Annotated in this window: 29 protein-coding genes; 13 read left to right on the top strand and 16 right to left on the bottom strand. The window is 48.4% G+C overall.

Features of this window, described 5'->3' with window-relative positions; all coding sequences use genetic code 11:
• Window positions 1-3: 3 nt before the first annotated feature.
• Window positions 4-1,473 (bottom strand): iron-containing redox enzyme family protein, encoded by a 1,470-nt coding sequence (locus tag ACSSVF_RS05385; protein ID WP_492405932.1) that lies wholly within the window; start codon window positions 1,471-1,473, stop codon window positions 4-6.
• 165 nt (window positions 1,474-1,638) lie between these two features.
• On the opposite strand from ACSSVF_RS05385, the gene ACSSVF_RS05380 reads away from it, so the two are divergent.
• Window positions 1,639-2,640 (top strand): methyltransferase, encoded by a 1,002-nt coding sequence (locus ACSSVF_RS05380; RefSeq protein ID WP_492405931.1) that lies wholly within the window; start codon window positions 1,639-1,641, stop codon window positions 2,638-2,640.
• Window positions 2,641-2,665: 25 nt separating this feature from the next.
• Here ACSSVF_RS05380 and ACSSVF_RS05375 read toward each other — a convergent pair whose 3' ends face one another.
• The 3 genes from ACSSVF_RS05375 to ACSSVF_RS05365 form a co-directional block, all read right to left on the bottom strand.
• Window positions 2,666-3,190, bottom strand: coding sequence for a YgjP-like metallopeptidase domain-containing protein (locus ACSSVF_RS05375; protein ID WP_492405930.1), 525 nt, complete (start codon window positions 3,188-3,190; stop codon window positions 2,666-2,668).
• A 57-nt stretch (window positions 3,191-3,247) separates the two neighbouring features.
• The gene (locus ACSSVF_RS05370) at window positions 3,248-3,505 is read right to left on the bottom strand and encodes a hypothetical protein (protein WP_492405929.1); all 258 of its coding nucleotides are present in this window, start codon (window positions 3,503-3,505) and stop codon (window positions 3,248-3,250) included.
• A 128-nt stretch (window positions 3,506-3,633) separates the two neighbouring features.
• Window positions 3,634-5,580, bottom strand: coding sequence for a putative bifunctional diguanylate cyclase/phosphodiesterase (locus ACSSVF_RS05365; RefSeq protein ID WP_492405928.1), 1,947 nt, complete (start codon window positions 5,578-5,580; stop codon window positions 3,634-3,636).
• Between the two features lie 328 nt (window positions 5,581-5,908).
• Here ACSSVF_RS05365 and ACSSVF_RS05360 point away from each other — a divergent pair, with 328 nt between their 5' ends.
• Window positions 5,909-7,009, top strand: coding sequence for a catalase family protein (locus tag ACSSVF_RS05360; protein WP_492405927.1), 1,101 nt, complete (start codon window positions 5,909-5,911; stop codon window positions 7,007-7,009).
• A 57-nt stretch (window positions 7,010-7,066) separates the two neighbouring features.
• Here ACSSVF_RS05360 and ACSSVF_RS05355 read toward each other — a convergent pair whose 3' ends face one another.
• Entirely contained in the window at window positions 7,067-7,441 is a 375-nt protein-coding gene (locus ACSSVF_RS05355; protein WP_492405926.1) for a hypothetical protein, read from the bottom strand.
• A 248-nt stretch (window positions 7,442-7,689) separates the two neighbouring features.
• On the opposite strand from ACSSVF_RS05355, the gene ACSSVF_RS05350 reads away from it, so the two are divergent.
• From ACSSVF_RS05350 to ACSSVF_RS05335, 4 genes are all read left to right on the top strand, one after another.
• Complete coding sequence (locus ACSSVF_RS05350; protein ID WP_492405925.1) at window positions 7,690-9,498, top strand: alpha-amylase family glycosyl hydrolase; 1,809 nt, start codon at window positions 7,690-7,692, stop codon at window positions 9,496-9,498.
• 201 nt (window positions 9,499-9,699) lie between these two features.
• Complete coding sequence (locus ACSSVF_RS05345; RefSeq protein ID WP_492405924.1) at window positions 9,700-9,882, top strand: hypothetical protein; 183 nt, start codon at window positions 9,700-9,702, stop codon at window positions 9,880-9,882.
• Between the two features lie 230 nt (window positions 9,883-10,112).
• A complete protein-coding gene (gene katE / locus ACSSVF_RS05340; RefSeq protein WP_492405923.1) occupies window positions 10,113-12,281 on the top strand; it encodes a catalase HPII in 2,169 nt (722 codons plus the stop codon).
• Between the two features lie 216 nt (window positions 12,282-12,497).
• Entirely contained in the window at window positions 12,498-13,361 is an 864-nt protein-coding gene (locus ACSSVF_RS05335; RefSeq protein WP_492405922.1) for a bestrophin family protein, read from the top strand.
• A 77-nt stretch (window positions 13,362-13,438) separates the two neighbouring features.
• On the opposite strand, the gene ACSSVF_RS05330 is transcribed toward ACSSVF_RS05335, so the two are convergent.
• The 5 genes from ACSSVF_RS05330 to ACSSVF_RS05310 form a co-directional block, all read right to left on the bottom strand.
• Complete coding sequence (locus ACSSVF_RS05330) at window positions 13,439-13,648, bottom strand: hypothetical protein (protein WP_492405921.1); 210 nt, start codon at window positions 13,646-13,648, stop codon at window positions 13,439-13,441.
• A 56-nt stretch (window positions 13,649-13,704) separates the two neighbouring features.
• Complete coding sequence (locus ACSSVF_RS05325) at window positions 13,705-14,145, bottom strand: OB-fold protein (protein WP_492405920.1); 441 nt, start codon at window positions 14,143-14,145, stop codon at window positions 13,705-13,707.
• 39 nt (window positions 14,146-14,184) lie between these two features.
• A complete protein-coding gene (locus ACSSVF_RS05320) occupies window positions 14,185-14,649 on the bottom strand; it encodes a PA2169 family four-helix-bundle protein (protein ID WP_492405919.1) in 465 nt (154 codons plus the stop codon).
• 231 nt (window positions 14,650-14,880) lie between these two features.
• Window positions 14,881-15,114: a DUF2171 domain-containing protein gene (locus ACSSVF_RS05315; protein WP_492405918.1), complete on the bottom strand. Its 234-nt coding sequence runs from the start codon at window positions 15,112-15,114 to the stop codon at window positions 14,881-14,883.
• Window positions 15,115-15,167: 53 nt separating this feature from the next.
• Complete coding sequence (locus ACSSVF_RS05310; RefSeq protein WP_492405917.1) at window positions 15,168-15,635, bottom strand: PA2169 family four-helix-bundle protein; 468 nt, start codon at window positions 15,633-15,635, stop codon at window positions 15,168-15,170.
• A gap of 170 nt (window positions 15,636-15,805) precedes the next feature.
• Here ACSSVF_RS05310 and ACSSVF_RS05305 point away from each other — a divergent pair, with 170 nt between their 5' ends.
• From ACSSVF_RS05305 to ACSSVF_RS05290, 4 genes are all read left to right on the top strand, one after another.
• Window positions 15,806-16,042, top strand: a complete 237-nt coding sequence (locus ACSSVF_RS05305; protein ID WP_492405916.1) for a DUF2789 domain-containing protein — start codon at window positions 15,806-15,808, stop codon at window positions 16,040-16,042.
• Window positions 16,043-16,265: 223 nt separating this feature from the next.
• Window positions 16,266-18,371: a 5-histidylcysteine sulfoxide synthase gene (gene ovoA, locus ACSSVF_RS05300; protein ID WP_492405915.1), complete on the top strand. Its 2,106-nt coding sequence runs from the start codon at window positions 16,266-16,268 to the stop codon at window positions 18,369-18,371.
• Window positions 18,353-19,564 carry a MalY/PatB family protein gene (locus tag ACSSVF_RS05295; RefSeq protein ID WP_492405914.1) on the top strand — a complete coding sequence of 404 codons (1,212 nt, stop codon included), beginning with the start codon at window positions 18,353-18,355 and terminating at the stop codon, window positions 19,562-19,564. The genes ovoA and ACSSVF_RS05295 overlap by 19 nt, the downstream gene beginning before the upstream one ends.
• A 65-nt stretch (window positions 19,565-19,629) precedes the next feature.
• Entirely contained in the window at window positions 19,630-20,325 is a 696-nt protein-coding gene (locus tag ACSSVF_RS05290; RefSeq protein ID WP_492405913.1) for a tetratricopeptide repeat protein, read from the top strand.
• 29 nt (window positions 20,326-20,354) lie between these two features.
• On the opposite strand, the gene ACSSVF_RS05285 is transcribed toward ACSSVF_RS05290, so the two are convergent.
• Together ACSSVF_RS05285 and ACSSVF_RS05280 are read right to left on the bottom strand one after the other, a co-directional pair.
• Window positions 20,355-20,564 (bottom strand): hypothetical protein, encoded by a 210-nt coding sequence (locus ACSSVF_RS05285; protein ID WP_492405912.1) that lies wholly within the window; start codon window positions 20,562-20,564, stop codon window positions 20,355-20,357.
• 38 nt (window positions 20,565-20,602) lie between these two features.
• Complete coding sequence (locus ACSSVF_RS05280; RefSeq protein WP_492405911.1) at window positions 20,603-20,761, bottom strand: hypothetical protein; 159 nt, start codon at window positions 20,759-20,761, stop codon at window positions 20,603-20,605.
• Window positions 20,762-20,982: 221 nt separating this feature from the next.
• Here ACSSVF_RS05280 and yghU point away from each other — a divergent pair, with 221 nt between their 5' ends.
• The 3 genes from yghU to ACSSVF_RS05265 all read left to right on the top strand — a co-directional run bounded on the left by yghU (window position 20,983) and on the right by ACSSVF_RS05265 (window position 23,565).
• Complete coding sequence (yghU, locus tag ACSSVF_RS05275) at window positions 20,983-21,867, top strand: glutathione-dependent disulfide-bond oxidoreductase (RefSeq protein ID WP_492405910.1); 885 nt, start codon at window positions 20,983-20,985, stop codon at window positions 21,865-21,867.
• A gap of 49 nt (window positions 21,868-21,916) precedes the next feature.
• A complete protein-coding gene (locus tag ACSSVF_RS05270) occupies window positions 21,917-22,648 on the top strand; it encodes a hypothetical protein (protein ID WP_492405909.1) in 732 nt (243 codons plus the stop codon).
• A 284-nt stretch (window positions 22,649-22,932) separates the two neighbouring features.
• Complete coding sequence (locus ACSSVF_RS05265; protein ID WP_492405908.1) at window positions 22,933-23,565, top strand: sce7726 family protein; 633 nt, start codon at window positions 22,933-22,935, stop codon at window positions 23,563-23,565.
• Here the strand turns inward: ACSSVF_RS05265 and ACSSVF_RS05260 are convergent.
• The 4 genes from ACSSVF_RS05260 to ACSSVF_RS05245 all read right to left on the bottom strand — a co-directional run bounded on the left by ACSSVF_RS05260 (window position 23,492) and on the right by ACSSVF_RS05245 (window position 26,730).
• Window positions 23,492-24,568 carry a beta family protein gene (locus ACSSVF_RS05260; protein WP_492405907.1) on the bottom strand — a complete coding sequence of 359 codons (1,077 nt, stop codon included), beginning with the start codon at window positions 24,566-24,568 and terminating at the stop codon, window positions 23,492-23,494. The genes ACSSVF_RS05265 and ACSSVF_RS05260 overlap by 74 nt on opposite strands.
• Window positions 24,552-25,412 carry an ImmA/IrrE family metallo-endopeptidase gene (locus ACSSVF_RS05255; RefSeq protein WP_492405906.1) on the bottom strand — a complete coding sequence of 287 codons (861 nt, stop codon included), beginning with the start codon at window positions 25,410-25,412 and terminating at the stop codon, window positions 24,552-24,554. Before ACSSVF_RS05255 ends, ACSSVF_RS05260 begins: the two co-directional genes overlap by 17 nt.
• A gap of 4 nt (window positions 25,413-25,416) precedes the next feature.
• Entirely contained in the window at window positions 25,417-26,166 is a 750-nt protein-coding gene (locus ACSSVF_RS05250) for a hypothetical protein (protein ID WP_492405905.1), read from the bottom strand.
• A 153-nt stretch (window positions 26,167-26,319) separates the two neighbouring features.
• Window positions 26,320-26,730, bottom strand: coding sequence for a hypothetical protein (locus tag ACSSVF_RS05245; RefSeq protein ID WP_492405904.1), 411 nt, complete (start codon window positions 26,728-26,730; stop codon window positions 26,320-26,322).
• Window positions 26,731-26,917 lie beyond the last annotated feature (187 nt).

Below are 26,917 nucleotides of genomic sequence, written 5' to 3'. Positions count from 1 at the left end.
TATTTAAAATAACGAATCCATATGTGATTTAAAATAGCGTGTCGCACACAAACCTAGCGCAGTATAGTGTTTGGCGGGTGACATCCAGTCCACTAAAAAGTGCATGAGTTTCTGCTCGTCATCAATGCTATGCACATGCCGCTCGAAGGAAAGCTGGTCCTGATTGAAATCATTTTCCTGCCGCAACTGGTGCGTCAGTTTATTGCCTGACTTGAAGTCATACACATTGGCATACTGTTTTTGACGCGCTTCATCTTGGGCGATAGATTGTTTTTCTACCATACGCCATGGGCGCCCCAAGCGTGCCAGCATAGGCAGGCTTTCGATGGCTTCTCCTGCGATCCAGTCGTAAATGACTTGCTGCTCGTAGCCGGTGAATACGCCAAACATAGGCGCTTTATCGCCGGCGATCACTCTCCAGAACGGGCTATCTTCAGGATCCTGATGGCGTTTCACCCAGCCGACTTTTTCCATTTCAGCTAAAAACACGGCTACCTGCTCTTGATCTCCCAACCATTCGTTGACGGTTTTTCCAGCAATGACGCAACGATCCGAATGCATGAATTGGCCGATATTGGCTTTGCTTTGCAGAATGCGCACCACCTCATCCTGCATATCGAAATGCTGGATGATATCCAGGGTGCTTAAGCCGACATCATTCAATTTCACGCCTGCGATCACGCGTCGCATATAGTCACGTGATTCACCGAACAGTGGCATGGCCTCACACACGGCATCGATTGCTGCCCGGGCATGACCAGATTGGGCGTTATCAATGGTGGCATGCAAAGTGAAATAATAGGGGTCGATATTGAGCTCTTTGAGCTCATAAGCGGTGATCAGCAAATGCAGCGGCAGTTGTTCGTAGCCTAAATTAAAACCGATGACTTCAGGTAAATGGCTATCGGTGTGCGCAGCTAACGCTAACTGGATAGCACCTTGCGTGAAGAATTCTTCATCCAGGTTTTTCCAGTCTTCGCAGGCATTCAGTTTGAGCAGTTTACGGTAAAGCACTACGTGGTTCATGGCTTCTACGCCATCGCCCAGCTCTTCAAGATAGATTTTAATTAATGAAGCCAACCTCGGGTCTTGCCAGTGTTTCATTAAACCATACAGCCAGGAGCCATCCACCAATTTGGTCGGTGCGACGGCGCGCAAAAAAAACAATGCATGCGATTTTGTGCGGAAGTACTGTCTAGGCTGGCCTGCTTTGCGGGCGGCCAGATAGGCATGATATTGACGGCCAACGTTTTCATTGTGTTCAGCCAGCCAATCATCCAACTGCTCTATCGTGGAAGGCATGGTAGTAGCATGGCTATGTGTCTCGCTCAGTTGTTTGGCCAGAAAAACAGCACTCTCTGCCCTGGTTCTGGCTATATGATTTGTTTCTAGCAATGAGAAGTAAATCGACTTTGAAGACCACTGCTTGACTGCTTCCTGCGGTCTTCCGATTTCTATATGCACACCAGACATAGTGAACGCCTTTGATTGATCATATGCGTAAGTTACGCAGTTAGCGTCAAATTCCCTATCAGACAATCAAGGAGAAACATGTAGGAATGCGCTTATTAAAACAATGGCAGACTTCTGTTAAGCTGATATGTCATTACTTCTATGTCATTGCCAAAGGATGTCACCGTGACAGCGCAAGTCCATGATTTAAAAGCCCAGGACCCATTAGAAAAACTGCTCGGCATCTTATATGAGCGCGGCTACCAGTTTGTGACGGTCACCCCGACCACGCATACACTGGTCAATCAGCGGCCAGCCAATGCCTGGGCCCACAATCTGCATGATGTGTTTGGCTGGAACCGTGCATTTACCAAAGAAATTGTCGGTGTAGAGATTTTAGAGCTGATGCACGCCGCTGATGTTTTACGGCCGGTAGACAATGGCTGGCAATCGCTGGTGCGTGTTTCTAGTGTGGCCGACAAATTATTCCTGCATTCGGCTTTTCCTACGGATGCACAAGACGCGGTATTTTTTGGCCCGGATACCTATCGCTTTATCAACGCCATGTATCGCTCGCTGGCGACACTGCCAGGCAAAGTACAGCGTTGTGTTGATATTGGCACCGGTTCGGGCGTGGGCGCTATTTTGCTGGCAGAAGCATTGCCTTACGCTGAGATCCTGGGTATCGATATCAATGAAAGAGCATTGTCATTTTCTAACACCAATGCCAAGGCCAGCAGCATTGCTAATGTGCATTTCCAGTACAGCAACCTGTTGCATGACCTGCAAGGCGAGTTTGATTTGATCATCGCCAACCCACCCTATCTGGTAGACCCTTCTGCTCGCGCTTACCGTCATGGCAGCGGGCCATTAGGCGCACAACTTTCGCTGGATATCGTAGAGGCCGCGTTGACGCGTCTGGCACCGGGAGGTAGCCTGATGCTATACACCGGTGTTGCCATTGTCGATGGCCATGACCCGTTTCTGGAAGCAGTGAAACAGCTGACCAAAACTGCCGGTTGCACGTATCAATACACGGAGATAGACCCGGATATCTTCAGTGAGGAACTGCTGACTGAAGCTTATGCAAGGGCTGACAGGATTGCCGCCGTCTGGTTACTGGTGAGCCGCCCTACGGTGGAAGCAGATACTTTACTGCAGCTGATCAGTACGGTGGCTGAGCCGTAAGTACTTGCTCACTCCCATGCAAAAACTAGGTGGAGTTATCTGCCTGACCTTTGTTTAACGCCAGCCATAACAGGTGCACGCGGCAATCAAATTCATATTGCATATAGTTGGGTTCCATATGCTGGCACAGCTGGTAAAACGCTTTGTCGTGATCGCGTTCTTTGAGATGGGCGAGTTCATGCACCACGATCATGGTCAGGAATTCAGCAGGCGTGCCTTTAAAAAAAGCCGAAATGCGTATCTCTTTCTTGGCTTTCAGCTTGCCACCCTGCACGCGGGAAATGGCGGTGTTCAAGCCTAATGTTTGCCGCTCTACGGTCAGGCGGTTATCAAAATACACTTTATCCAGTAGTGGCGCATTTTTCAGGTAGCGCTGCTTGAACTCATTGCAAAAATCATACAGAGCCTTATCACTTTGAATGATATGCGCTTGTGGATAGCGCTGGCTGATATAGTGGCCCAGCTTATTTTGGGTATGCAATAGCAAAATCTGCGCATGCACATGGCTGGGATAACTGGGGAAGTATCGTTGGATCAACTGCAGAGACATGCCGCTATTTTAGGCTAGCCGCCAGGTTTAAGAAAATAAACCTGAACGAATAGCGGCTTACATCGAAAAATCGGATGAGAGATCCATGGTATTAGGGCCTTCTGTTTGCTGATAGGTCGATGTTTCAGCACCACGTGCTGCTGCCCATATGTGATAAGCCGCCTGATCAGGCGCGCTCAACGTTTCAAGTTCTTCAGCGGTCAGGCGATCAAAAGTGCGGCCATCGCTGGTGGCTAAATTGACAGTAACATCAGCGGCATGCGCCTGCATTGCGACCAACAGCATGCATAGCATGCCCATGAATGTCTTGCCCATGATGGGGGCTCCTGGCCAGTTCCAAAAGCCCATAGGTTAAGCGACCGGCATGCCATCAACAATAGGAAAGATTCATTGATCGCGACTTTTTAAAAGTCATTGCAGCACGGCCTGGTGAAGCGATGTGCTTATGCAACCAGGCCGGTCAATATCACGTCTGGAACGACGGCATCCGGCACCAGGCTGCGCTCGGCCAGATACGCCTGGATATGTTCCTCTGCCATCGGTTTGGAATAGAAATAACCCTGAATCAGCTGGCAGCCCATCTGCTGCAGAAACTGTACCTGGCTCTCGGTCTCAGCCCCTTCGGCCACGCATTCCACCTGCATGCCCTGGCACAACGCCAGAATCGAACGCACAATGGTTTGGCTGGTGGGGTTGGTTTCAATATCCTTGATAAAACTGCGGTCTATCTTGAGCTTATCGAGCGGCAGGTTTTGCACATGGCTCAAACTGGAGTAACCGGTGCCAAAATCATCCAGTGCGATCCTCGCGCCAGACTGGCGTAACAACTCGATATTATCCTTGGCGGTGGCAAAGTCTTGCAGCAAGGCGGTTTCGGTCACTTCAAACACAAACCGTGAAGGATGGATGCGGCTTTGCGCCACCATGTAAATCAGCTCTTCAATCACTGCTTTATTGGTCACATCATAGGCTGAAAGGTTAAACGACAGCCGGATATGCGTCGGCCAGGCGCCCATGACGATAATGGATTTCTGGAACATCAAGCGCGTGAGGTCAGAGATAATGCCCAGGCTTTCCGCCACGCCGATAAATACGGCAGGCGGTACGATGCCGATGGCAGGGCTGTTCCAGCGGGCCAGGCTTTCAAAAGAGCTAATGGCGCCAGTATCCACATTGACGATGGGCTGGAACACCGGGAATAGCTCCGCCTCCATATCGGCGGCGCGTAATGCCTGATCTACTTTATTCAGGTGCTGGCGCTCTTCTTCCAGCGTTTGCGAATAGATTTCCATACTGCCGCGACCCGTGCGCTTGACATGGTAAAGCGCAAAATCCGCATGTTCGTATAGCTCTTGCGCCGTATCTTTGGTATTTGAGAACACGCAGGCACCAATCGAGGCTTTAATGCTGATAGGGATGCCATCGGCAATGATAGGTTGCGAAATCACACGGTTCACTTCCTTGCCGATCTGCTTGAGGATGGTATGTTGCGGATCAGTGATCACCTGGAATGCAAATTCATCGCCACCCAAGCGGTAAAACTGCACTCCTGCGATTTTAATGCGCGTCAGTCGCTCACCCATTTCCGCCAGTACCAGGTCACCGATATGGTGCCCATACACATCATTCACCGGCTTGAAGTTATCCAGGTCGACAATGCCCACGGCAAACCGGTCTGCGGTTCTTTTTGCGTGTGCGAGCTGCTGTTCCACATGCATGAAAAACTGGCGTCGGTTGGGCAGGTGTGTCAATGCATCCAAATTAGCCAGGCGCTGGTTTTCTTCCAATAGGCTATGCGTTTCATAAGTGGCATTCACCAGCCGGTCAAACACATTGGTACTTGCCCGCATGGCAAATAGCATACCGATCTCAAACACCAGAACCAGCCCGGCCAATACATAGGGCTGCTCAAAATCACCCATAAAAATGCAAACCAGGGCGGCGGAAATCAGGAGGAAATTATAGATAAATGCGGCGAGGCCAATTTTGCTTAAAATGAAGGCAAAGCACAGGCCGAATAATGTGATGTAGATGATGAGAAAATAATGGCCGAAGCTATCGGTGTGATTAAACAGATACAAACTGCGGAAGAAAGTCACTACGCCGGAAAACACCAGCACAATCGAAGCTGCCCGTAATCGCCAGCGGACTTTTTCTATGCCCGGATTATCTTCCCGGTGCCAGAACCAATAGATGAACAGCATGGCAGCCAAGGTCATTCTCACCAGTGGCATCGCCACCGACACACGCCAGTCAATGCCATCACGCAAGGCTACCACCTGGATAGCCGTTGCACTCAGCCCGGCGAAGATCACTACGGGCACATCAGCCATCAGGCTACGATACCTGGCGAGCAGAAGTTCTGGCGTTGTTGTTTTAGAAAAAGGCATTTTTATAATTCATTTCTGGTTGCCCAATATTAATTAGCGCCAATTTAATTTAATCTCTAAGAAATAGATAGATTATCCACTCTATTCTCAGTTAGTTTGCTTCAAAAGCGCCTGAATCCTAATGTTTTCAGGCTTCTGGCAAGCAAGTTTCCCCGCCAGGCACGACATTACACCCACCCTACTGGTAAGCCTATCCTACAAGAAAATGCGCAACTTCCTGATAAAGAAAAAACCGAAAACGTTATTAAATGATGGGGAAAATGCATTCAATAAAAATAAATGTCCTGCTGGAAGACGATTAAAAGCAGGATCCATCAAGGCCCATACCATGACAACATCACTTTCCCCACCAATCACCTATGACCCCTCGTTTGAAACACCAGAAGAGAACGAGCAGCAAACTATCCAAGACCTGGTTAACACATTGCAAAGCATCAGTGATGTGACGGCAAAGGATGATAGGCATGGCTACCGTAGCGTGCATATCAAAAGCCATGGCGTGCTCACTGGGAGATTGACTGTGGCGCCTGACTTGCCTCCTGAATTGAAGCAGGGCATATTCGCGGATGAGAAAACTTATGAGGCTGTCATCCGGCTTTCCACCAGCCCCGGAGATTTTCTTGATGACAGTGTCTCGACGCCGCGCGGTTTTGCCCTGAAATTGATTGGCGTGCAGGGTGAGCGATTACAAGGTGAGCCAACAGAGAATACCCAGGATTTCCTGCTGGTGAGCGGCCCGGCCTTTGTGAATAAAGATGCCAAAAGTTTTTTGCCTGGCCTGAAATTACTGGCAAAAACCACCAATAAATTCCCCCAGTTTAAAAAAGTGATCTCGGCGTTTTTGCGTGGAGTAGAACAAGTGATTGAAAGCCTGGGAGGCGAAAGTGCCACCATCAAAAGTTTGGGCGGTTACCCACAAACCCATATCCTGGGCGAACAATTTTTTACCCAGGTGCCGGTGCTATATGGCCCTTATATGGCGAAATTATCTGTGCGCCCATCCAGCCCAGCATTGCAGGCATTGATTGGCAAGCATGTGAATGCCAATCATGATGAACCCCATGCCTTGAGGCATGCGGTGAATGCATTTTTTGCAACCAATGCTGGGCAGTGGGAGATATTGGTGCAGTTATGCCGGAATCTGCACACTATGCCAATTGAAGATGCGTCTATCGCCTGGCCCGAAGGTGCAAGCCCTTACCTGAGAGTGGCGACCCTGGATGTGCAACCGCAGACGGCATGGGATGAAAAAATCACGCCAGCGATTGAAGACAAACTGGCGTTTAGCCCCTGGACCGGCATTACGGCGCATAGGCCGCTAGGGTCGGTGATGCGTGCCCGCAAACTCACGTACCAGCATTCGAGCACTTTCCGCAGGCAGCTGAATGGCTGCCCTATGCATGAGCCCCAGTCGACGCAGGGGCTGTAGCTGTAAAATTAAAAAAACCGGGATCCCCGGCTTTTTTAATATGTATGCAGACTAGATTTAAAGGCTGGCTGAATAGTCTCTATGCCGAGCGGCTCTCACCAGTGAGATGGGTGCCTCTTCAAACTCATTTTTATAGGCCTTAATCAGTACATCGCCATGTTTAAGCTGCAGCTCAAATTTAGCGATATCTGATGGCGTGAGCGTCTCACAAGACTCAATCGATTGATAAGTGAGGCTAAGGTAGATGTCTGGCTCGATCTGCAACTCGAAGCATTGCCCATAGGTAGCGCCACTACTCATGTCGGATTGTTTAAACCCGAGCACGCGCGCATTGCGGCAGGCGGTAAACCAGTAGCGTTCTTTACAAGCCTGATCTATAGCGAGACTTAATTCTTCAAAAACCTCATTCGCAAATTCAATCGATGTCAGCATATATCTTCAACCTGTCCAATAATATTGTTAGTAATGCAAATTTTTGATTATTTTAGTTGGACGAAGGACTTTCAATTGCAGGCCAATTGCTGATTCTCAAGTAAGACTTATCTGACAGAAAGCGCTGACAGCATTATCAGAATGCAGCGTCTTTTTTCCGGATCGCTGATTATATAGATTCTCCTACATCGCCCAGCCTGCAAAACAGGCTCACAGCCCCTCACTCATCCATTGCGGAGTTAATCATTATGTCGTCTGCCAATCTACAAACCACCTTCGACCCACTACCCGGCATGGGTGCCATCCCGCATGCGCATGGAGTAGCATTCCGCGTATGGGCGCCGCATGCAGATCAAGTGTCTGTCATAGGCTCATTTAACGATTGGCAAGCAGAAACAGATGCCTGTGCACATGAAGAAAACGGCTACTGGTATGCCGACCTCTCGCACGCGAAACCCGGCGACGAATACAAATTTCATATCATCAATGGCGAACAGCAACTGGAGCGCATAGACCCTTATGCCAAGATCGTCACCAACTCGGTAGGCAGCGGCGTGATCCCGCCATTGGATTTATTTGAGCCGCCACATAACCAGTTCCAGATGCCAGCCTGGAATGACCTGGTGATTTATGAAATGCATATCGGCACTTTTAATACCGAAGAAGGCAAGGTCGGCACGTTTGACAGTGCGATTGAACGCCTGCCGCATTTGAAAGCCCTGGGCATTAATGCAGTCGAATTGATGCCGATTGCCGAATTTGCCGGCGATTATTCCTGGGGGTATAACCCGGCGCACCCTTATGCGATTGAAAGCGCCTACGGCGGCGCGGAAGGTTTCAAGCGCTTTTTGGCCGCCGCACACGAGGCAGGCATCGCTGTGATCGTGGATGTGGTGTACAACCACTTTGGTCCGTCCGATATTAGCCTGTGGCAATTCGACGGCTGGAGCGAAAATGACAAAGGCGGCATCTATTTCTACAACGACTGGCGCTCTACCACACCCTGGGGTGATACCCGCCCGGATTATGGCCGCGGGGAAGTCCGCCAGTACATTTTTGATAACGCCATGATGTGGCTGGGCGACTATCATGCCGATGGCCTGCGTTACGACATGACCCTGTATATCCGCAGTGTGGAAGCCGACGCGCAAGACCTGATTGCCGAAGGTTTCAGCCTGCTGCAATGGATCAACAGTGAAGTTCAAATTCGCCATCCCGGCAAAATCACCATTGCCGAAGACCTGCAAAATAGCCCGGAACTCACCCGGAACAAAGAACACGGCGGCGCCAATTTCAGCAGCCAGTGGGATGCGGGGTTTGTGCATCCCATCCGTGACATCCTGATCGAAATGGACGATGCCAACCGCTCCATGGCTGTCGTTCGTGACGCCCTGCTGAACCAATACAATCAGGATGCCTTCCAGCGCGTGGTCTACACCGAGTCACACGACGAAGTGGCCAATGGTAAACAACGCCTGGTGTCGGAAATAGACCCTAGCGAGCACCCCAACCGCTATGCCATCAAACGCTCCAGCCTGGGCGCTGCCCTGGTGCTCACTGCACCTGGTATCCCCATGCTGCTCCAGGGCCAGGAGTTCCTGCGCGACCAGTGGTTCCGCGATGACCGCCCTATCGACTGGCAGCGCGCCGATGAATATGCCGACATCACCACCCTGTACCGTGACCTGATTAACCTGCGCCTGAACCGCGCCGGCCATTCCGCAGGCCTGAGTGGCCAGCATACTGCGGTTTACCATGTGAACGACACCGACAAACTTATCGCCATGCACCGCTGGAAAGAAGGCGGTGCCGGGGATGATGTCGTCGTCGTATTCAACTTTGCCGAAGGCCGCAAAGAAAACTACGTCATCGGCTTGCCGCAAGGCGGGGATTGGAAACTACGTTTCAACAGCGACGCCGGCCTGTATAACGAAGAAATGGATGAGACCCCTTCTGGCGATATCACCGCGAATGAACAAGGTTTAGATGGCTATGGATTTTCAGCGCCAATCACGATAGGTGCTTATGCGTGCCTGATTTATACGCAAGATCAATAATGCGTGACTAACACAACCCGCCAACGGTTTTGCTGTTGGCGGGTTGTTTCGTTTCTGGAAGTTAATTTAATTCACTGCCCAAACTTTGCGCATAGTTAATGACTCCAACCTAAAAGAGCGCAATTTGGCTACATCTGTAGCGAAAGATAAGCCTGAATACAATCCATCTCATAAAGTAAAAGCTTTTTATCAGGAGAAATCATGATGACCTCAGAATTAAAAGAAGCCAAACTCGAAGCGCATTTAAACGCAGTGGAGAAACACAAAGCGTTATTGGAAAAATTGCATTTAAATGGCAATCAGCATCTGGATGAAGTAAACAACTCATTGCAACAATTGACGCTGACTTTGGAAGAATATCTCAAGATCATCGGCATCCCTTAAGGTGTTCATTCGCAAGCTTTGTCTTGCCGAGTCCCCCGATTGAATTAAACGCAGCGGGCTCATCTGCTTGCGCGCTATGCTAGCGTCTCTAAGGCTACCCACATCAAGCGGCAAGCAGGGCAAAACAGGCGCTGGTTATTCCTACATGGTTATCCGTGAGCTGCCTATAATGGTTTGCCAGCAAACCTCCTAATATCAATAAACTAAAAACATGGGTTAGGAGAAACAAAATGGCGGTGACCACGGATAAAAACACGGATAAAAATAGTACTACGGGCAAAAACAAAAGTAGTGCGGCGGGTGCAGATGCTTTGGACAAGCAAAATACCTCGGCAAAAATTGAGGATCTAGAACAATATACATCCGATGCCAGCGGCCAGGCGCTACGCTCAAACCAGGGCGTTAAAATCTCAGATGACAAGAATTCGCTACGCGCAGGTGCGCGCGGGCCAACGTTGCTGGAAGATTTCCTGCTGCGCGAAAAAATCACCCATTTCGACCATGAGCGCATCCCGGAACGTATCGTGCATGCCAGAGGCGTTGCCGCGCATGGTTATTTTGAGTCGTATGCCAATCATGCAAAACTCTCCAAGGCAGGTTTCCTTAGTGAAAAAGGCAAGCAGACGCCGGTGTTTGTCAGATTCTCCACCGTGCAAGGGCCAAGAGGCTCCGCCGATACCGTGCGTGATGTGCGCGGTTTTGCCATTAAGTTTTATACCGACGAAGGCAATTTTGATCTGGTCGGCAATAATATCCCGGTGTTTTTTATCCAGGATGCGATTAAATTCCCCGACTTTGTGCACTCGGTCAAACCGGAGCCACACAATGAAGTACCTACAGGCGGCTCGGCACATGATACGTTCTGGGATTTTGTCTCCTTGCAATCCGAAGCCTCACATGCCGTGATCTGGGCCATGTCAGATCGCGCCATCCCCAAAAGCCTGCGCACCGTTCAGGGCTTTGGTGTGCACACCTTCAGGCTGATTAATGACGAAGGCGCTTCCAAGTTTGTAAAATTCATCTGGACACCCAAGCAAGGCGTGCTTTCGCTGGTGTGGGATGAGGCGCAAAAACTGGCCGGCAAAGACCCGGATTTCCACCGACGCGATTTAGGCAATGCCATTGAACAAGGCAACTATCCCGAGTGGGAATTTGGCGTGCAGATCGTGGATGAAAAAGACGAACACAACTTCGATTTCGATATTCTTGACCCGACTAAAATCATCCCCGAAGAACTGGTACCTATCACGCCATTAGGCAAGCTGGTGCTTAATCGCAACCCGGATAATTTCTTTGCCGAAACCGAACAAGTGGCTTTTTGCCCCGGCCATATCGTGCCCGGCATTGATTTCAGCAATGACCCCTTGCTGCAAGGCCGGTTATTCTCTTATACCGATACCCAGCTCAGCCGGCTGGGTGGGCCCAATTTCCATGAGATCCCGATCAACAAACCGGTGTGCCCTTTCCACAACAACCAGCGCGACGCCATCCATCGCACCACCATCAACAAAGGCCAGGCTTCTTATGAACCCAACTCCATCGATGGCGGCTGGCCGAAAGAAACCCCACCAGCAGCCAAAGATGGGGGCTTTGAAAGCTATTACGAACGCATAGATGCACATAAGATCCGCGAGCGGTCAGCGTCATTCAGCGACCACTTTTCGCAACCCCGCCTGTTCTACAACAGCCTGAGTGATCATGAAAAAACGCACGTGGTGAATGCCTATAGTTTTGAACTGGGCAAAGTACAGCGCAAATTTATCCGCGAGCGCGTGGTGAACGAGATCCTGTCCAACATCGATTTAGACCTCGCCGGAAAAGTAGCAAGCAATCTGGGCATCACGCCGCCAACAAAACAAACCGTGGCAGTACCCGATACCAAACTGAAAGCCTCACCAGCACTTAGCCAGCAAAATCATTTGCCTGAGGATGTGAAAGGTAAAAAAATCGCCATCCTGGCTTTTGCAGGCATCTCGGATGAGCAACTACAGGCCACTCGATCTTTTGCCGAAAAACATGCAATCACCGTCATGTTACTGGGTGAAAATTCCGCCCCGGTCAAATCACGCAATCAGAAATCGATAGAAGTAGATGGTTCCATCAAAGGCGAGCCCTCTATCGCATTTGATGCGGTGATAGTCCTGGATGGTGATGACATTAACCAGAAGCTGTTAAAAAACGGCGCTGCCATTCACTTTTTGTATGAGTCGTATAAACACCTTAAAGCCATCGCACTCACTGGCGATGCAGCCAAACTGCTGAACGACCTACCGCTAAAAGAAGATGCCGGCTTGATCAGTGGCGACTCACTGACTGCGTTAGAAAGTAAATTGCTCACTGCATTAAAAGCCCATCGCACCTGGGAAAGAGAGGCATTGGCAGAGAGCATCCCAGCCTAAATCAATTGTTTAAGGCTTCATACAACCCGTCTATGGTTTTACGCTAGGCGGGTTTCTTTCGTTTAGCTCTGGTGAAAAACATAGTGTGCTGTTAGAAATGCTTTCATTCGCATTGATAAAGCCCTGAACTTGAATCATCGAATCGCCAGGCCGGACAGCAGGTTTTATGATGCGGCCATGCTAAACTCGCCGCACTTACTCTACAAATAAAAGCCCATGATTCAATACAACCCCAAAGACTGGATTATCTTCATTTTCCGTTTTCACGAGTCGGATACCTTTCGCAAGCTGACGCCAATGATGATACTGATTGGTTTGTATGCAGGCGGGATTGCTTACCTAGAGCTAGAGTACTGGAAACTGGCTGACACCAGTCATGTGAAAAACCTTTCCCTGATCCACACCACCGTCGGTTTCGTGTTGTCATTATTACTGGCTTACCGGACCAACACCGCTTATGACCGATGGTGGGAAGGCAGAAAACTGTGGGGTTCGCTGGTGAACAACAGCCGCAACCTTGCGATCAAGCTTTCTGCTTATTTGTCTGACGAAGAAGACCTGGATTTTTTTAGAAAGATCATCCCGACTTATGCTTCGGTGCTTTCAAAGCATCTGATGAACGAAGAAGTCAGCAAAATGCTGTTTGAAGGGCTGGATTTAGAGATAGACCACCACGAGCATCACCCCAACCAGATTGCCCAGAAATTGTTCCAAAAGGCCAACGCGCTGTATGTCTCAGGCAAAATCAGTGGCGACCAGTTTTTCATCATTAATGAAGAGCTGAAATCATTTACCGAGATTTGTGGTGCGTGCGAGCGTATTAAAAACACCCCTATCCCCTACTCTTACAGCGCGTTTATCAAAAAATTCATTTTCTTCTACGTCATGACCTTGCCATTTGGATTTGTGTTCAATCTTGGCTATTACGTGGTGCCGGTAGTGGTATTTATTTTCTATGTGCTAGCCAGCCTGGAGCTGATCGCAGAAGAAATCGAAGATCCGTTTGGTAGCGATTTGAATGATTTGCCCACCCCAAAATTGGCGGCCAATATCAAAAAACACGTGGAAGAATTATTGTAAAAGGACATGTCAGCAGTAGAGATGAAAAAAGCCGCGAATCGCGGCTTTTCTTTTATAGCGTACTGGTTAACTTCACACTACGCGCCTGATACTTTGTCTGAGTCAGGCACCAGGTTTTCATTGAGCGGGTCGTCCTTATGCAAGCGATCGTTGCGTGTACGCTTGATGATATCCGGATCAATAGAATCTGGCACCGTCGACTCAGCCTCTTCTTGACCAAGATGGGTAGAGGGATCAATCGCGTTATCAATAATTTCTTCAATTAGGTTTTTTGAATCTGTTGCCATTGCTATTTCCTTTTCTTTATCTATACCAGCGCTTGATTACATTAAACAGTTAGCGCTCACTCCAGGATCTTGCACTCACCAGCCATAGGCGCGTCAGCCAGATCACCCAGGCCTTTACATTGCAGCTTGACGTTTTGTCCTGGCTTCAATTCAAACGCCTTTTCCCTATCGGCCACAATAAAGGCGAACTGCGGCTCTTTGCTAGGGTCAACGCCACCTTTCAGGCTGACGTAAGGCTCGTTGATCGCATTTTTATTGACGCCAACGATGGTGCCGCTGACATTAAAAGTAGTGTCTTTGAATTTGTTATCCGCAGCCACCGAGTTATCGGCATATTCTTTAGCGATTTCGCTGGCTGTGGTTTCCAAAGGCGGCTGCTCAGCAACGATTTTGTTATCCGAGGTTCTTTCCTGTTCTGGCGGCCGCTCACAGCCGATTAAACTCACCGCCATTAAACCCACCGAAATACCGTAAACCCATGTTTGTGATTTTTTCATTATTCTCTCCATTATTTAACGCTCTGCAGCGTTTGATCATTAATGAACAGCCGCTTCAGCTTTATAAATATTACGCATGTGTTTCACCAGATTATGATTGCGTTTAACACCTTCCACCTGACGCAAAATCAGCATTCTCACATCTGCTGGCAACTCTTGCTCCAAAGCATTACGGTAGGCCGCCAGGGCCACATCTTCACCGCGTTCAGTTTCATTCAATACTGCCAGGTTATCGTTACTTGTCAGGGCAGTTTTGATATCGATCCAGCGTCTGTGCAGAATGCCGCCAATCGAAGTGGAGTCCACTGGTTCGCCACCCAAGGCACGTACCTGGTCCTGTAATTCACGCACACTTGCGCTCACTTCTTTCGAGCGACGCAAGAAAAAGTCTTTCAGACGCGCGTCATCTGCATGTTTTGCCGAACTGAGAAATCCCTCTTCGCCATCTTTAGACGTTTCAATCAGGTCATTCAACACAGCAATGACATCGTTGTGATCTATCATTTCAATCTCCGCATTCAATTTAGCCTTCTGAGTGAATCAAGTATGCCAATGTCGGCACCCGGCTTGCATAGGACATCTCTTAAAAAGCTGTAAGATTCCACCTGCGAAGCAGCCTGTTTAAGGTTCATTCCGGGGAGTCGCTTACCAAAGCAAAAAGACCCAAAGCGTTCACTTTGAGTCTTTCAGATCACGGTCCATCATCGGCGAGGCATCAAGCGCCAGCCATGAGGGTTAGTGCGTAGGTGTTTCAGTCCAGTCTTCCATCGCCTCTTCACCAGGCCTGTCGACCACCACTTTGCCGTCCTCAATGCCGGTCACCCAGCTGGTAGGAATATAGTGGTGTTGGCCCTGTTCATCTTTTTTCAGCTTGATGGAATTGCGACCCTCCATGTGGTCAACGGTAGCGAATTGGCCACCCTGCGAACAGACGACTGGCATTTCCGGAATAATCTGACTGGTATTCATAGCATTCTCCTTTAATAACACATTGGACTACTTTCGGTATTACGATGCTGGTACTACGAGTGAATCGCAGCTTCTGCATCAAACACATCGCGTAACTGTTTCACCAGATCATGGTTGCGTTTCACGCCGTCCAACTGACGGATGACGATCGCCCGGATCGGTTGTGGCAAGCCAATTTCCAAGGCCTCGCGATAAGCCGCTAACGCGACATCCTCACCACGTTCAGTCTCATTTAATACGGCCAAGTTATCATTCGCAGTCAATGCAGTTTTAAGGTCGATCCAGCGCCTGTGCAAAGTACCGCCTATCGACGTCGCATTCACTGGCACGCCGCCTAACGAGCTCACCAAAACCTGCAATTCACGCACGCTTTCACCGACCTCTTTTGAGCGGCGCAAGAAAAAATCCCTCAAACGCGCATCATCCACATGTTCAGCCGAACTGCGGAATCCCTCTTCACCATCTTTTGAGGTCTCGATTAATTCATTCAATATGGCAATCACATCATTGTTATCCACCATTGCTAGTCTCCTGAATCAGATTTAAACAATTTGAGCTTAGAGTATGGGCGATGCCGGAAAGCCCTTCCATCAGCGTTTGCTTAAAAAGATGTAGGAATTCTCTTTAGAGTTAATATGTCTGAATTGTTCAGGCAGTGAATTATTCAGAGATCACAACGATAGGAACCATCATGGAAGCTTCACTACACACACTCAACAACCTGTTCGCCCAACTTGGCTTGCCAAACAGTGATGAAGAGATAGAAACCTTTATTCAAACGCATAACCATCTCGCAGGCTATATTTCACTCGCTGACGCAACCTACTGGACACCAGCACAAGCTGCATTTTTACGTGAAGAGATTTTGAAGGATGCGGACTGGGCCGAAGTGATAGATCAATTGAATGCCAGGCTACACAAAAAATAAATCAGTGTGCATTTTTGGTGACTTTTTCAATGGTCGGCAATGAACTAATACGGTTGAACACCGAACAAATAAGAGCTTTTATGATCAGGTGAAGCAGTCGTTTTTACTCGCTTTCCTGGCGGCCGTTTTCAGGCGCATATGTTGAAAACATGTTTGCGTATATCTTCCAAGAACACATTGATTGGCGCTACCGATCAACCATGAAAACTAATCACCACAACACATGAACAAGCATCGCAACCGTAGCATCCCGATACACAACAATAAAACATTCATCACCCGTGAGCATATACGGGCTTATTTCCATGAAACTGCGGATGTGTATGAATCGTTGTTTCAGTTGCTAAAGAGCGACGAAGCTTATTACGTCAAACCCAATCCGCTAAGACATCCGCTGATTTTTTATTACGGTCATACCAATACGTTTCTTATCAATAAACTGATCCTGGCAGGGTTGATCTCGCAACGTGTCAATCCACAATTTGAGTCGATGTTTGCGGTAGGCGTGGATGAAATGGGCTGGGACGACGTGAACGAGATGAACTATACCTGGCCGACTCCCGCAGAGGTCAAGGCATATAGGGCCAGCGTGCGCCTGGTGGTAGATGAACTGATCAGCACACTGCCGTTTAATTTGCCGATTGATTGGGAAAGTCCTTGGTGGCCGATTCTGATGGGGATTGAGCACGAACGGATTCATCTGGAAACCAGCTCGGTTTTGATTCGGCAACACGCGCTGCAGTATGTGCAACAAAACCCAGCCTGGGCACCGTGCCAGACACAGGATGACCCTGCGCCACTGAATAGCCTGGTAGACATTCCGGCCAGGGATATACAGCTCACTAAATCTACTGATTATTACGGTTGGGATAACGAATACGGCCAGTTTAAAGCGCAGAGCTCCGCCTTTCAGGCAGCAAAATACCTGACGTCAAATGCTGAATTTTTAAGTTTTGTGGAAGCTGACGGTTATCAAAAGGATGAATACTGGCTGGAAGAAGGCCTGGCCTGGCGGCGATATGCGCAAGCCGAGCATCCGGCATTCTGGTTAAAACATGGCGATACCTGGAAACTACGGCTAATGACGGAAGAGGTCGATATGCCGTGGAGCTGGCCGGTAGAAGTTAATTATCACGAGGCAAAAGCTTACTGTCACTGGCTATCGGTGCAACTGGGCAAACCGGTACGCATGCCTACCGAGCATGAATGGTATAGTCTCTATGAACATGCCGGTTTGTCAGATGAAAAGGTAACCGGTAGCATGAACGCCAACCTGTTCCTCGATCATTTTGCGTCCCCCTGCCCCGTTAACCAGTTTGCACAGGGCGAATTGTTTGATGTGGTGGGCAATGTCTGGCAATGGACCGAAACGCCTATTTTTCCATTTGACGGTTTTCAAGTGCATCCTTTATACGATGATTTCACGACCCCCACTTTTGATGGCCGCCATCATTTATTCAAAGGCGGCTCATGGATCTCCACAGGCAACGAGGCGCTGAAAAGTGCCCGTTATGCGTTCAGGCGCCATTTTTTTCAACATGCAGGATTCCGCTATATTGTGAGTGATACGCCGATTGAAGAAAACGCTTCGCACTATGAGTCAGACAAACTGCTTTCTGAGTATGCCGAGTTTCATTATGGGGATAGCTATTTTGGTGTGCCCATTTTCTCCAAGGCACTAAGTGATTATGCGATACAACATTTGCAATCCAGGCCCGCCGCAAAGGCATTGGACTTAGGCTGTGCCACAGGGCGCGCCACCTTCGAGTTAGCCAGACATTTTGATCACGTGACCGGCATTGATTTTTCTGCGCGGTTTATCGGCCTGGCCCTGAAGTTAGCGCAGCAAGGGGTATTGCGTTACACCATGGCCACCGAAGGTGACCTGATCAGTTACCAGGAACGTAATCTCACTGAGCTTGGTTTAAATGAAGTGGTGGATAAAGTAGCCTTCTGGCAAGGCGATGCCTGTAACCTCAAACCACAATTCACCGGCTACGATTTTATTCTCGCGGCAAACCTGATCGATAGGCTCTATAGCCCGCGTCAATTTTTGAGTGCGATTCATGAACGCCTGAATATCGGCGGTGTGCTGATGATCACCTCGCCTTATACCTGGCTGGAAGAACACACGCCACGTGAGGAATGGATAGGCGGCTATAAAAAAGATGGTGAAAACGTGACCACCTTAGACGGCCTGAAAGCCATCCTGGGCGAGCACTTTACCCTGATGCAGCCTCCCGTGGATATCCCGTTTGTGATTCGTGAAACCCAGCACAAATTCCAGCACACACTCTCCGAAGTAACACTATGGGAGCGCATCCGTTGACCGGCTTATTTGACCACCCCCTTGCACGTGAGCATACTCAATCACTGAAGTTTGATGGCAGAGTCGCCACCTTTGGCACTGATGACGTGATGCCGATGTGGGTAGCCGATATGGATTTTGCGGTGCCGGAAGCCATCACCCAAGCGCTACAAGCCCGCGCCGAACATCCCGTTTTTGGCTATTCAATGGCGCCCGAAAGCCTGTATCAAGCGCTGATGGACTGGCTGCTTGCCACCCATGACTGGCAAGTTAAACGTGAGTGGATTGTGCTGACGCCAGGCGTCGTGCCATCGCTTAACCTGGTGGTAGCTGCGTTAACTGCCGAACAGGCAGGCGTGATCGTGCAGCCACCGGTTTATTTCCCATTTTTTTCGGCAGTGACTAACCAGAATCGTCGTTTGATTGAAAACCCGCTGCGGCTCACAGACGATGGCAATCTTTGTTACCAAATGGATTTGGCGCAGCTGGAGGAGTCTGCAAAAGATGCAGAGCTATTGCTGCTTTGCTCGCCGCATAATCCGGTTGGCCGCGTGTGGCAGAAAGACGAACTGCTTGCATTGTTGGCCATCGCTGAAAAACACGACCTGACCATTCTCAGCGATGAGATTCATGCCGATCTGGTATACAGCGACGCGAAACACACGCCTTTAAGCCGGTTGAGTATGGATACTGACTCAAGCTCAGAGGCATCCCACCGCATCATCACCGCCGTCTCACCCAGCAAAACGTTTAACATCCCCGGCCTCGGGCTTTCTGCCCTGATTATCCCGAACGAAGCACACAGGCGCGCCATCCAGAAACATCTGCAACATATGGGGGTTTCAGTCACTAATCCCTTTAATCTTGTCGCGTTTGAAGCCGCCTATCGCGGAGGTGGTGACTGGCGGAATTCGTTAATTGCTTATTTGCAAGACACGCGTGATGAGGCCATTGCGTTTATCAAAAAACACTTACCAGCCATCCGCGTCATATGCTCGCAAGCCACCTACTTGCTGTGGCTGGACTGCCGTCAGCTACAACTTGATGACCGCGCGTTAAATCGTTTTTTTATTGAAGAAGCCAAACTAGGTTTATCCCCCGGCGCCATGTTTGGTCGCGGCGGCGAGGGTTTTATGCGCATGAACATCGGTACTCCAAAGGCCAATGTACTGGCTGCGCTCTTGCGCTTGAAGGCAGCATTGGCAGGCAAATAGTTAATACGTTTTCACCTATCCAACAACCCATCAATACTCACCATCGAGAGGTCCATATGCTGCAAATGCGATTGTTCATAGTAGGGATGTTGGTCTGTTGTATAGCGCAAGCCAACACGCTGGAAGAAGCCAAACAAAAGCTCTCGCAAAAAGACTTTGCAGCGGCACACACCATTTATTTATTCCTTGCCAATCAAAACGACGCCAAGGCCTGTTACAACTTGGGACTGATGTATCACGATGGCGATGGCGTAAAGCAGGATATGGACGAAGCCGTGAAGTGGTATACAAAATCGGCAGACTTGAATTACAAAGAGGCGCAGTATATGTTGGCCTCGCTGGTGTTCAGGCGTGAGATTCAAAGCATCCCTTATGAAAGAGCCGCGCAATATTATCAACAAGCTGCGGAGCAAGGGCACGTGAAGTCGCAGCTGAATTTAGGCATGTTGTATTTTAGTGGTGACGTGATTCCGCAAGACTTGGCGGCCTCATTTAAATGGTTAAACCTGGCTGCCAGCAATAACAATAGTGAAGCCCAAGGCTATATGGCCAATATCTACAGGCAAGGGATAGGCGTAGAAAAAGATGCCGTAAAATCAGCCATGTGGCTAATGCTCGCCACCCAAAACGAAGATAAGCACCTGGTTAACCGTCACACAAAAATGCTGAATTACACGCTAGCGCAAATGACTACTGAACAGGTCGCCGCTGCCACCCAATTGGCTGCGCAGTGTAAAAGCCAGCAACTCAAAGGGTGTTAACCGGCTGGGCTGGCATATTTTTCAGCTAGTTATTTTTGAGTGAATTTATTATCTTCAGGTAACTTCCCTGGCTCCACATCCGGTGGCGTTTTCCGGTCAATGGCAGGGTTTTTTGCTAAGTTTCCCAAATTGTCTTTCACGTCTTTTTGCTGCCTGGTATCTTTGTCTACATTCTTCACCACAGTAGATTTTTCTTCCACGCCTTCAATAGGCACTGCTGAATCAAATGCCATCATCATCTCCAATTCAAGTTGTATGATTAACCGGGATTACTTTGTTATAGCTCTTCAGATGGAATAAAGTTTTCTGAATCCTTCAGTGGCTTTTCAACCGCTTCCTCGTAAGGGTCTACACCTTGATCAACAACGATCTCGTCATCGGGTTCAACCTCAATGTCTGGTTCAGGGTCAGCAAGCTGGTTTGGGTCACTAGCCATCTCAATCTCCTTTTTCGCCGATTGGAAATGTTAGTGAATACATAGCTTTATATTTATCAGCAAGAGGCTGATTATGTTGTGGGATTTTTCAGATTGAATCAGCCAATAGCAGGTAACTTCAGTCACACTGTGCAGATCAACTATGTCATTAGAATGTTCTTACTTAATATATACACCAATATTTTCGCCTTCACTTTCCTCAGCCAAAGGTCTTAATCTTTATGTCTAACTCACCCGCAAACAATTTTCCTGCAGGCTACCAACTTCCTGAAATATGGACATGGGAGCCAGGAAACGGCGGCACATTTTCCAGTATCAACAGACCCACCGCTGGAGCCACCCATGAAAAAGCACTTCCCGTCGGCAAGCACCCGCTACAGCTATATTCATTAGGCACACCCAATGGCGTCAAAGTGACCATCATGCTCGAAGAGCTGTTGGCGCTAGGCCATCAAGGCGCTGAATACGACGCCTGGCTGATCAAAATATTCGATAGTGACCAATTCGGCTCCGGCTTTGTCGATATCAACCCTAATTCTAAAATCCCGGCCATGGTGGACCACTCTACCGCTGAACCCACCCGTGTGTTTGAGAGCGGATCCATCCTGCTTTACCTGGCAAAAAAGTTTGATGCCTTTCTGCCAAAAGATCACAAATCAAACACCGAAACAATGAACTGGTTATTCTGGCAAATGGGTGCTGCCCCCTTCCTGGGCGGAGGATTCGGGCATTTTTATGCCTATGCACCGGTACATATCAAATACGCAGTCGATCGCTTTGCGATGGAAGTCAAACGGCAGTTAGACGTACTGGATAAACACCTGGCGAACAATCGCTTTCTCGCCGGCGATGAATACTCAATTGCGGATATGGCCGTCTGGCCCTGGTATGGCACATTAGTGCGCAATGAAGCGTACGGCAATGCAGGCAAGTTTTTAGATGCTGAGAGTTACACACACCTCAAGCGGTGGTCAGCAGAGATTTTTGAGCGCCCTGCAGTGCAACGTGGCCGCATGGTCAATCGCACCACCGGAGAGCCATCCGAGCAACTGCGTGAACGCCATGCTGCCAGCGACTTTGATACCAACACGCAAGACAAGATTTAACGCCGCCGTTGCATAATAAGCGCGAGTAGCAAAAGAGGATGCGACGATAGTGATCTACGACTTCAACCTGCCGCCAACATATATCACCGTGCGGCTGCAAAACCTGAGTGTGGCCGAACAAACCAGTCTGCTGCCGCAAGAATTCGGGCTTGCCAGAGATCAGTATCCAGAATGGCCTGCCGAGCAATTGCAAAACTGGCTTGCCGCCTTAGCGGGTGGTAACGAAAACGGCACCAAAATGGCAGTTTCAGTGGTGCTGGATGAACAAGGCGAAGTAGCCGCCACCAGCGCAATGGAGCTTTATCACAACGGCACCGCCATGATCAACTACAGCCTTGCCAGAAAAAGCGCTGACAATTATGCCGCGCTTATCTACGCTGCCACAAAAGACATGGCTGTGGGCATCAAAGAGCTACAAGCACGCGGTGAAACCATCCACTTTGTTGGCAAAGAACATCACTTAAAAAGTCTGCGAGCGATTGCAGGCTATTATGCGGTTGGCAACGTGCCAATTGACGGCCCTACTTCGCTGCTGACGGCCAATGTGAAATATTACGAAGTGGCCTATGGCGACCCGAACAGACCACTTGCAGAATTGCTTAGGGCGTTGGCGGAAACTTACGCCAAAGAGCACAGCATATTTCGTGAAAAAGATGTCCACTTGGATCCCGGCTTTATTTCGCTACACCAGCTTGGTAAACATCTACCTGCCACAGCTACATATCAACAGGCGGTACAAGTTTTGGCTCTTGGTACCACACAATGGATGGGATTGGCTTAAGTATTAAGATTAAAGGAGTCTGATCTTTAGTTTTGTTCGGAGTCATGCGCAGAATGTAAGGACATTTCATTACACTTGGATTGATGTTCGGCGGATCAGGTTAAACTCACTCGCCCTACGATAGCCATTTTAACCACCGATTACTTTTAAAACTGTGATCTGTGCCCTGTTAATGGGCGAGCATGATGAGCCGTTATCTGGGAGAATGTGAGAAACTTCTTGAGCGGCAACTTTAGCCTTACACTATTAAGCACCGACTGGAGCAGTAAAGAAATCGCCTCACCATGCAAAAACTGACAGATAAAGAAATTAGAATTGCACTCCTAGACAATCTAGGTCGAAGATCTAATCCACCGCGTGCAACTCTGGAGGAGGTTCACGTGTGCAACGGCAATGCAATTGCAGATGTTGTTGCGGTATACAAAACAATGCACTGCTATGAAATAAAAGGTGAAACCGACTCAATAAACCGTATCGTCCGACAATCACATTTTTATGACCAAGCGTTCCCTAAAATAACGCTGATTACAACTACAAATCACTTAAGAAGAGCTGAGAATATTACGCCCAAGCATTGGGGAATCGTGCTGGCTAATCCTTCCTACAACGGTTCTGTGATCCTCAAGCATGTGCGTGGCGCTACAAGAAATCCGTGCTATCTCCCTGAAATAGCATTGTTGAGCTTATGGCGCTCAGAATTGATGCAATTCCCTGTTACCACCACTGCATCTATAGAAAGAATGAATAAACAGAAGATTGCGAAACTCATCGCTATGAGCTCCCCAACAAGCGTGATCAATGAGAGTGTCGGACTAGCCCTTTCAACCCGCAACTTGTCCGATATTACGCCGGGTAATCCATGGCCATATAGGCAACATGAGCACAGATTGTTGGCTTCAGAATCGTTGAAGGGGTAACGTTCTTCTCTCGATCACCGTCTACCCGTTGTTGAATGAATTTGTCTCCCCATGAGTAAGGGGCTCCTCGGTAGAAGCTTTTACTAACTATCTCCTCACAAATGTCATCGTATTGACCGTACCCATTGGTCTTTATGCGCCCACCTCTGGCAATGTAGTGGTAGTTCTCAAATGCATAAAACACCTTTGGCGCCGTTACGCTAAGCATCAACTCCGGTGCAATCGTAAGCTCTGAGTAAGTTGGACTCACGATGGTGTAATCACCTAGTGACAGAGGAATGGTACCAACCATTGCCTGAGCAGCATGGAAAATTTCGAGTTCGGCCCTAGCTATAACCGACTCATCACCTGGCCTAGCAATATCTGTAATAGTTGCGGGAACGGAAGAGCCAACGATAATGTACTTTTCTACCTTAATACTCTGATTTACTGCTGAGACAAAATTTGCAACATCCGCCGCCAGTTTCATTCGATTGCTTATCAAGCAGGCTCTGCAATCAAAAATGAAAATCCAGTTGGAGAATAATTCCGCACCGGCCGCAATCAATTCACTCAATTCATCTTCGATCAAATCAAAGGAGGCGAACTCATCGGACTGAAAGCGCACCGCTATAGTGTCTGAAATTAGTTCATCATCAATCTTCGCATCAAAAATCGCCTGGTTATGATCGGAGGCACGATCTAACCCCAGTATGGGAACATATTCAAAATCTTTGAATGCTTCGATTACGACTCTGCAATTTGGCGAGCCGTGTTTCGCAATCGTATCCGGGATGTCAAATGAGTCGATGAAGATATAAGGGAAATCTTTTAAATATTTCTCTGCCTTTTTGTAGCAAGCGTCTACCAATTTCTCAAAATCGACTCTAGTCATTCCATTTTTTCTAGGCAAATCAAAAAAAGGAGTCACTTGAGCCTTCAACTCTGAACTGAGTGCAGTGAGACCGGCTACTTCGTTAGTTTTAAATTTAAAAAAAGGCGTGTAGTTATATTTTAGAGCCATTCAAAATCTCCCTAACATTATATTTATTAATAATTTCGGAGAATAAATCATATCGACCCAGCTCTCTTTGCAAGCGACCCGCAACGCATTGAGATGGAATGCCTAGCCGTTGCGCAAAGCTAACGATATCGTCTGCTGAGTTCGTATATCGAGCAGGGCAACTGCGCCACTCGTTTCTTGGAATCAAGCTATCCGATGCTAGGCGATCGGCTTGCTGCTCTATAAGACTCTCTGAAACGGAATCAAAATCATCAAGTATCGGCTTATCTAACTGGTCAGCATGCAGGACCACGTGCGCGAGCTCATGCATCAAAGTAAACCAGAAATGATCTAGGCGTGAATATCTCAGACTCAGCGCTATAACAATTTGCCCCGATGAAAGAGAAAGCACAGCACCGTCTAGTTTCATTGAGGGAATTGAATCTTCCCAAAGGAAAACGATACCGTGAAATGCTAAGTATGGACCGATTTGTGTTAGCGTTTTCGGGTCCTGAAATCGTCTAGGTAAATCGGAGAGTATAGCTTTATCTAAGCTCTTAAACACTGGAGTGGAGTTAGCTGCCACATACCATCCAGCCGTCTGTCGGACCGAAGACAACCAAAGATTGCTCAACACTTCTGAGGCGTCGTCGCGTTTCCGGTAAAGCGCTACTACAGCATCGCCACCGCGATATATAAAACTCATCAATTCTGGGAGGCGCTCTTCACCAGAGGCTTGATATTGCTTAGGCGCCGCAGACAGGATTGCTTCGGCTTTAAGAAATGCGTCGTAATACTTACGTGCATCAACCGCTGAAGAGGCAGGGCACGGGAAATCATCTTCAAGTTTAGTAAGGATTTGCATTGAATTATCCTTTCGCTTGCATTTGAGTATCTACCCATTCGAAAAATTTCAACTCCCCTTTATCATATTGGGGGAAAGCCGTCATACCAATCTTTTCATAGAACTGAACAGCCTTTGGAAGTGAGTGCAACGAAAATCCTGGCCGGAGTTTCAAGTCATCTTTTGCATAGCTAATGACGCGATTCAGAAGCTTTGGTCCTACCCCCTTAAAAATGCGTTCAGCAAAAACATTTTCGCGATTCCAGGGTGCAGCAGCAATATATTCAACATAGAAAATGTCTCCCGCGCCAACGACACTGGCTTTTGGGTGATAGACAAGACAAGCTGCCTGAGGGTAGTTTTCCGCAATCAGAAAAAACCACTTGTAGCTGTCACCTCGATAGTGCAAAGTCTTATCAAGCCAGCGCCAATGGTTGTCTTCGAGTTGCGCAGACTCCAGAATCGGAGCTATGTCTACGCCTTCACTTTCAAGCTTTCGGATGTGACGAAGGAGTGCAACATTAAATGTACCCCATGTGCGATCACACAAGTTTGCGATCAAAAGATCCCATCCCAAGTGAATAGAGTAATCAACAGTACCTTCGAGCCCGGCTAGCGTATCCTGGTGAATAATTCCGCTTGGGCTGATTATCTGTGGCGCAACGTCTAGCGCTTGTCGAATGTCGTCAATTGTGAAATTCAAGCCTCCTCCTTGGTGATAAGTAACAGGCACGCAAACTTGATCACCACCAGCATAGCACAGCGATAATAGCATGACATACAGCTAAAGCAGCACGGCTGCGAGTTCAGTTGAGGAATGTCCTTTGTAGCATCTAATTATATAAAGAAGAGGCCGAAACCTCTCTCTTAGTTTAACCTCAACTACTATTTCAGCAGTTCAAGCAAGCCATGCATATATTCAAATACTTTAGCTAGACTGAAGCACAACCTTAGCCCAAACGAAAAACCCACCAGCTTTAGCTGAAGAATAATCCAGCTCTACCACCTTCAGCTTATCGCCTATCTTAGAAACCGTAGTCACCGGCGCTTTGGAATGCCATTGATCATTAGTGACTGCGCGAGTGTAGACGTCATCCTTTACCGTCAGCACATCATCGGGTTTAATCGGCCATGTTGCGGTAGTGGTGGGTGAGCCACCGTCTTGCCATTGGGTTTTATTTTTATCCACGCGCCCCAGGAAAACCCAGCCTGCGGATGGCAATATCTGCGGAGCAACGCGTTCTGTTTTGAGAGTGGCTTCTTTAAAGTTTTGATCGACGGGTTTGTTGGATGCTTCAACTGGCGCTTCATCTGAGTTGGCGCTGGTGGAAAAAACCACTTGGGCGGCGACTTTTTCCTGGGCTTTGGCGATGATTTCTTTTTTTTCAGCGACTTCAACTGTGAAGCCCTAGCCGCCAAATTTACTCAGACCGCTTTCTTTGTATAGTCAATTCGACAACTCACAAAATTCGCATGGGATGCAAGTAACGCTATAAAATTGGCTTAGAAGTAGTTAAACATTGATT

It is taken from the genome of Methylophilus sp. E2MeOHC9 (assembly GCF_058744375.1).
The sequence above is the reverse complement of the archived record's forward strand: the minus strand, read 5'-3'. Positions and strand labels throughout refer to the sequence as shown.

Excerpts from the sequence above, each read along its gene's own strand:
- ACSSVF_RS05385 (WP_492405932.1), bottom strand. The coding sequence starts at position 1,473 with ATGTCTGGTGTGCATATAGAAATCGGAAGACCGCAGGAAGCAGTCAAG.
- ACSSVF_RS05375 (WP_492405930.1), bottom strand. The coding sequence starts at position 3,190 with ATGTCTCTGCAGTTGATCCAACGATACTTCCCCAGTTATCCCAGCCAT.
- ACSSVF_RS05370 (WP_492405929.1), bottom strand. The coding sequence starts at position 3,505 with ATGGGCAAGACATTCATGGGCATGCTATGCATGCTGTTGGTCGCAATG.
- ACSSVF_RS05365 (WP_492405928.1), bottom strand. The coding sequence starts at position 5,580 with ATGCCTTTTTCTAAAACAACAACGCCAGAACTTCTGCTCGCCAGGTAT.
- ACSSVF_RS05360 (WP_492405927.1), top strand. The coding sequence starts at position 5,909 with ATGACAACATCACTTTCCCCACCAATCACCTATGACCCCTCGTTTGAA.
- ACSSVF_RS05355 (WP_492405926.1), bottom strand. The coding sequence starts at position 7,441 with ATGCTGACATCGATTGAATTTGCGAATGAGGTTTTTGAAGAATTAAGT.
- ACSSVF_RS05350 (WP_492405925.1), top strand. The coding sequence starts at position 7,690 with ATGTCGTCTGCCAATCTACAAACCACCTTCGACCCACTACCCGGCATG.
- ACSSVF_RS05345 (WP_492405924.1), top strand. The coding sequence starts at position 9,700 with ATGATGACCTCAGAATTAAAAGAAGCCAAACTCGAAGCGCATTTAAAC.
- katE (WP_492405923.1), top strand. The coding sequence starts at position 10,113 with ATGGCGGTGACCACGGATAAAAACACGGATAAAAATAGTACTACGGGC.
- ACSSVF_RS05335 (WP_492405922.1), top strand. The coding sequence starts at position 12,498 with ATGATTCAATACAACCCCAAAGACTGGATTATCTTCATTTTCCGTTTT.
- ACSSVF_RS05330 (WP_492405921.1), bottom strand. The coding sequence starts at position 13,648 with ATGGCAACAGATTCAAAAAACCTAATTGAAGAAATTATTGATAACGCG.
- ACSSVF_RS05325 (WP_492405920.1), bottom strand. The coding sequence starts at position 14,145 with ATGAAAAAATCACAAACATGGGTTTACGGTATTTCGGTGGGTTTAATG.
- ACSSVF_RS05320 (WP_492405919.1), bottom strand. The coding sequence starts at position 14,649 with ATGATAGATCACAACGATGTCATTGCTGTGTTGAATGACCTGATTGAA.
- ACSSVF_RS05315 (WP_492405918.1), bottom strand. The coding sequence starts at position 15,114 with ATGAATACCAGTCAGATTATTCCGGAAATGCCAGTCGTCTGTTCGCAG.
- ACSSVF_RS05310 (WP_492405917.1), bottom strand. The coding sequence starts at position 15,635 with ATGGTGGATAACAATGATGTGATTGCCATATTGAATGAATTAATCGAG.
- ACSSVF_RS05305 (WP_492405916.1), top strand. The coding sequence starts at position 15,806 with ATGGAAGCTTCACTACACACACTCAACAACCTGTTCGCCCAACTTGGC.
- ovoA (WP_492405915.1), top strand. The coding sequence starts at position 16,266 with ATGAACAAGCATCGCAACCGTAGCATCCCGATACACAACAATAAAACA.
- ACSSVF_RS05295 (WP_492405914.1), top strand. The coding sequence starts at position 18,353 with ATGGGAGCGCATCCGTTGACCGGCTTATTTGACCACCCCCTTGCACGT.
- ACSSVF_RS05290 (WP_492405913.1), top strand. The coding sequence starts at position 19,630 with ATGCGATTGTTCATAGTAGGGATGTTGGTCTGTTGTATAGCGCAAGCC.
- ACSSVF_RS05285 (WP_492405912.1), bottom strand. The coding sequence starts at position 20,564 with ATGATGATGGCATTTGATTCAGCAGTGCCTATTGAAGGCGTGGAAGAA.
- ACSSVF_RS05280 (WP_492405911.1), bottom strand. The coding sequence starts at position 20,761 with ATGGCTAGTGACCCAAACCAGCTTGCTGACCCTGAACCAGACATTGAG.
- yghU (WP_492405910.1), top strand. The coding sequence starts at position 20,983 with ATGTCTAACTCACCCGCAAACAATTTTCCTGCAGGCTACCAACTTCCT.
- ACSSVF_RS05265 (WP_492405908.1), top strand. The coding sequence starts at position 22,933 with ATGCAAAAACTGACAGATAAAGAAATTAGAATTGCACTCCTAGACAAT.
- ACSSVF_RS05260 (WP_492405907.1), bottom strand. The coding sequence starts at position 24,568 with ATGGCTCTAAAATATAACTACACGCCTTTTTTTAAATTTAAAACTAAC.
- ACSSVF_RS05255 (WP_492405906.1), bottom strand. The coding sequence starts at position 25,412 with ATGCAAATCCTTACTAAACTTGAAGATGATTTCCCGTGCCCTGCCTCT.
- ACSSVF_RS05250 (WP_492405905.1), bottom strand. The coding sequence starts at position 26,166 with ATGCTATTATCGCTGTGCTATGCTGGTGGTGATCAAGTTTGCGTGCCT.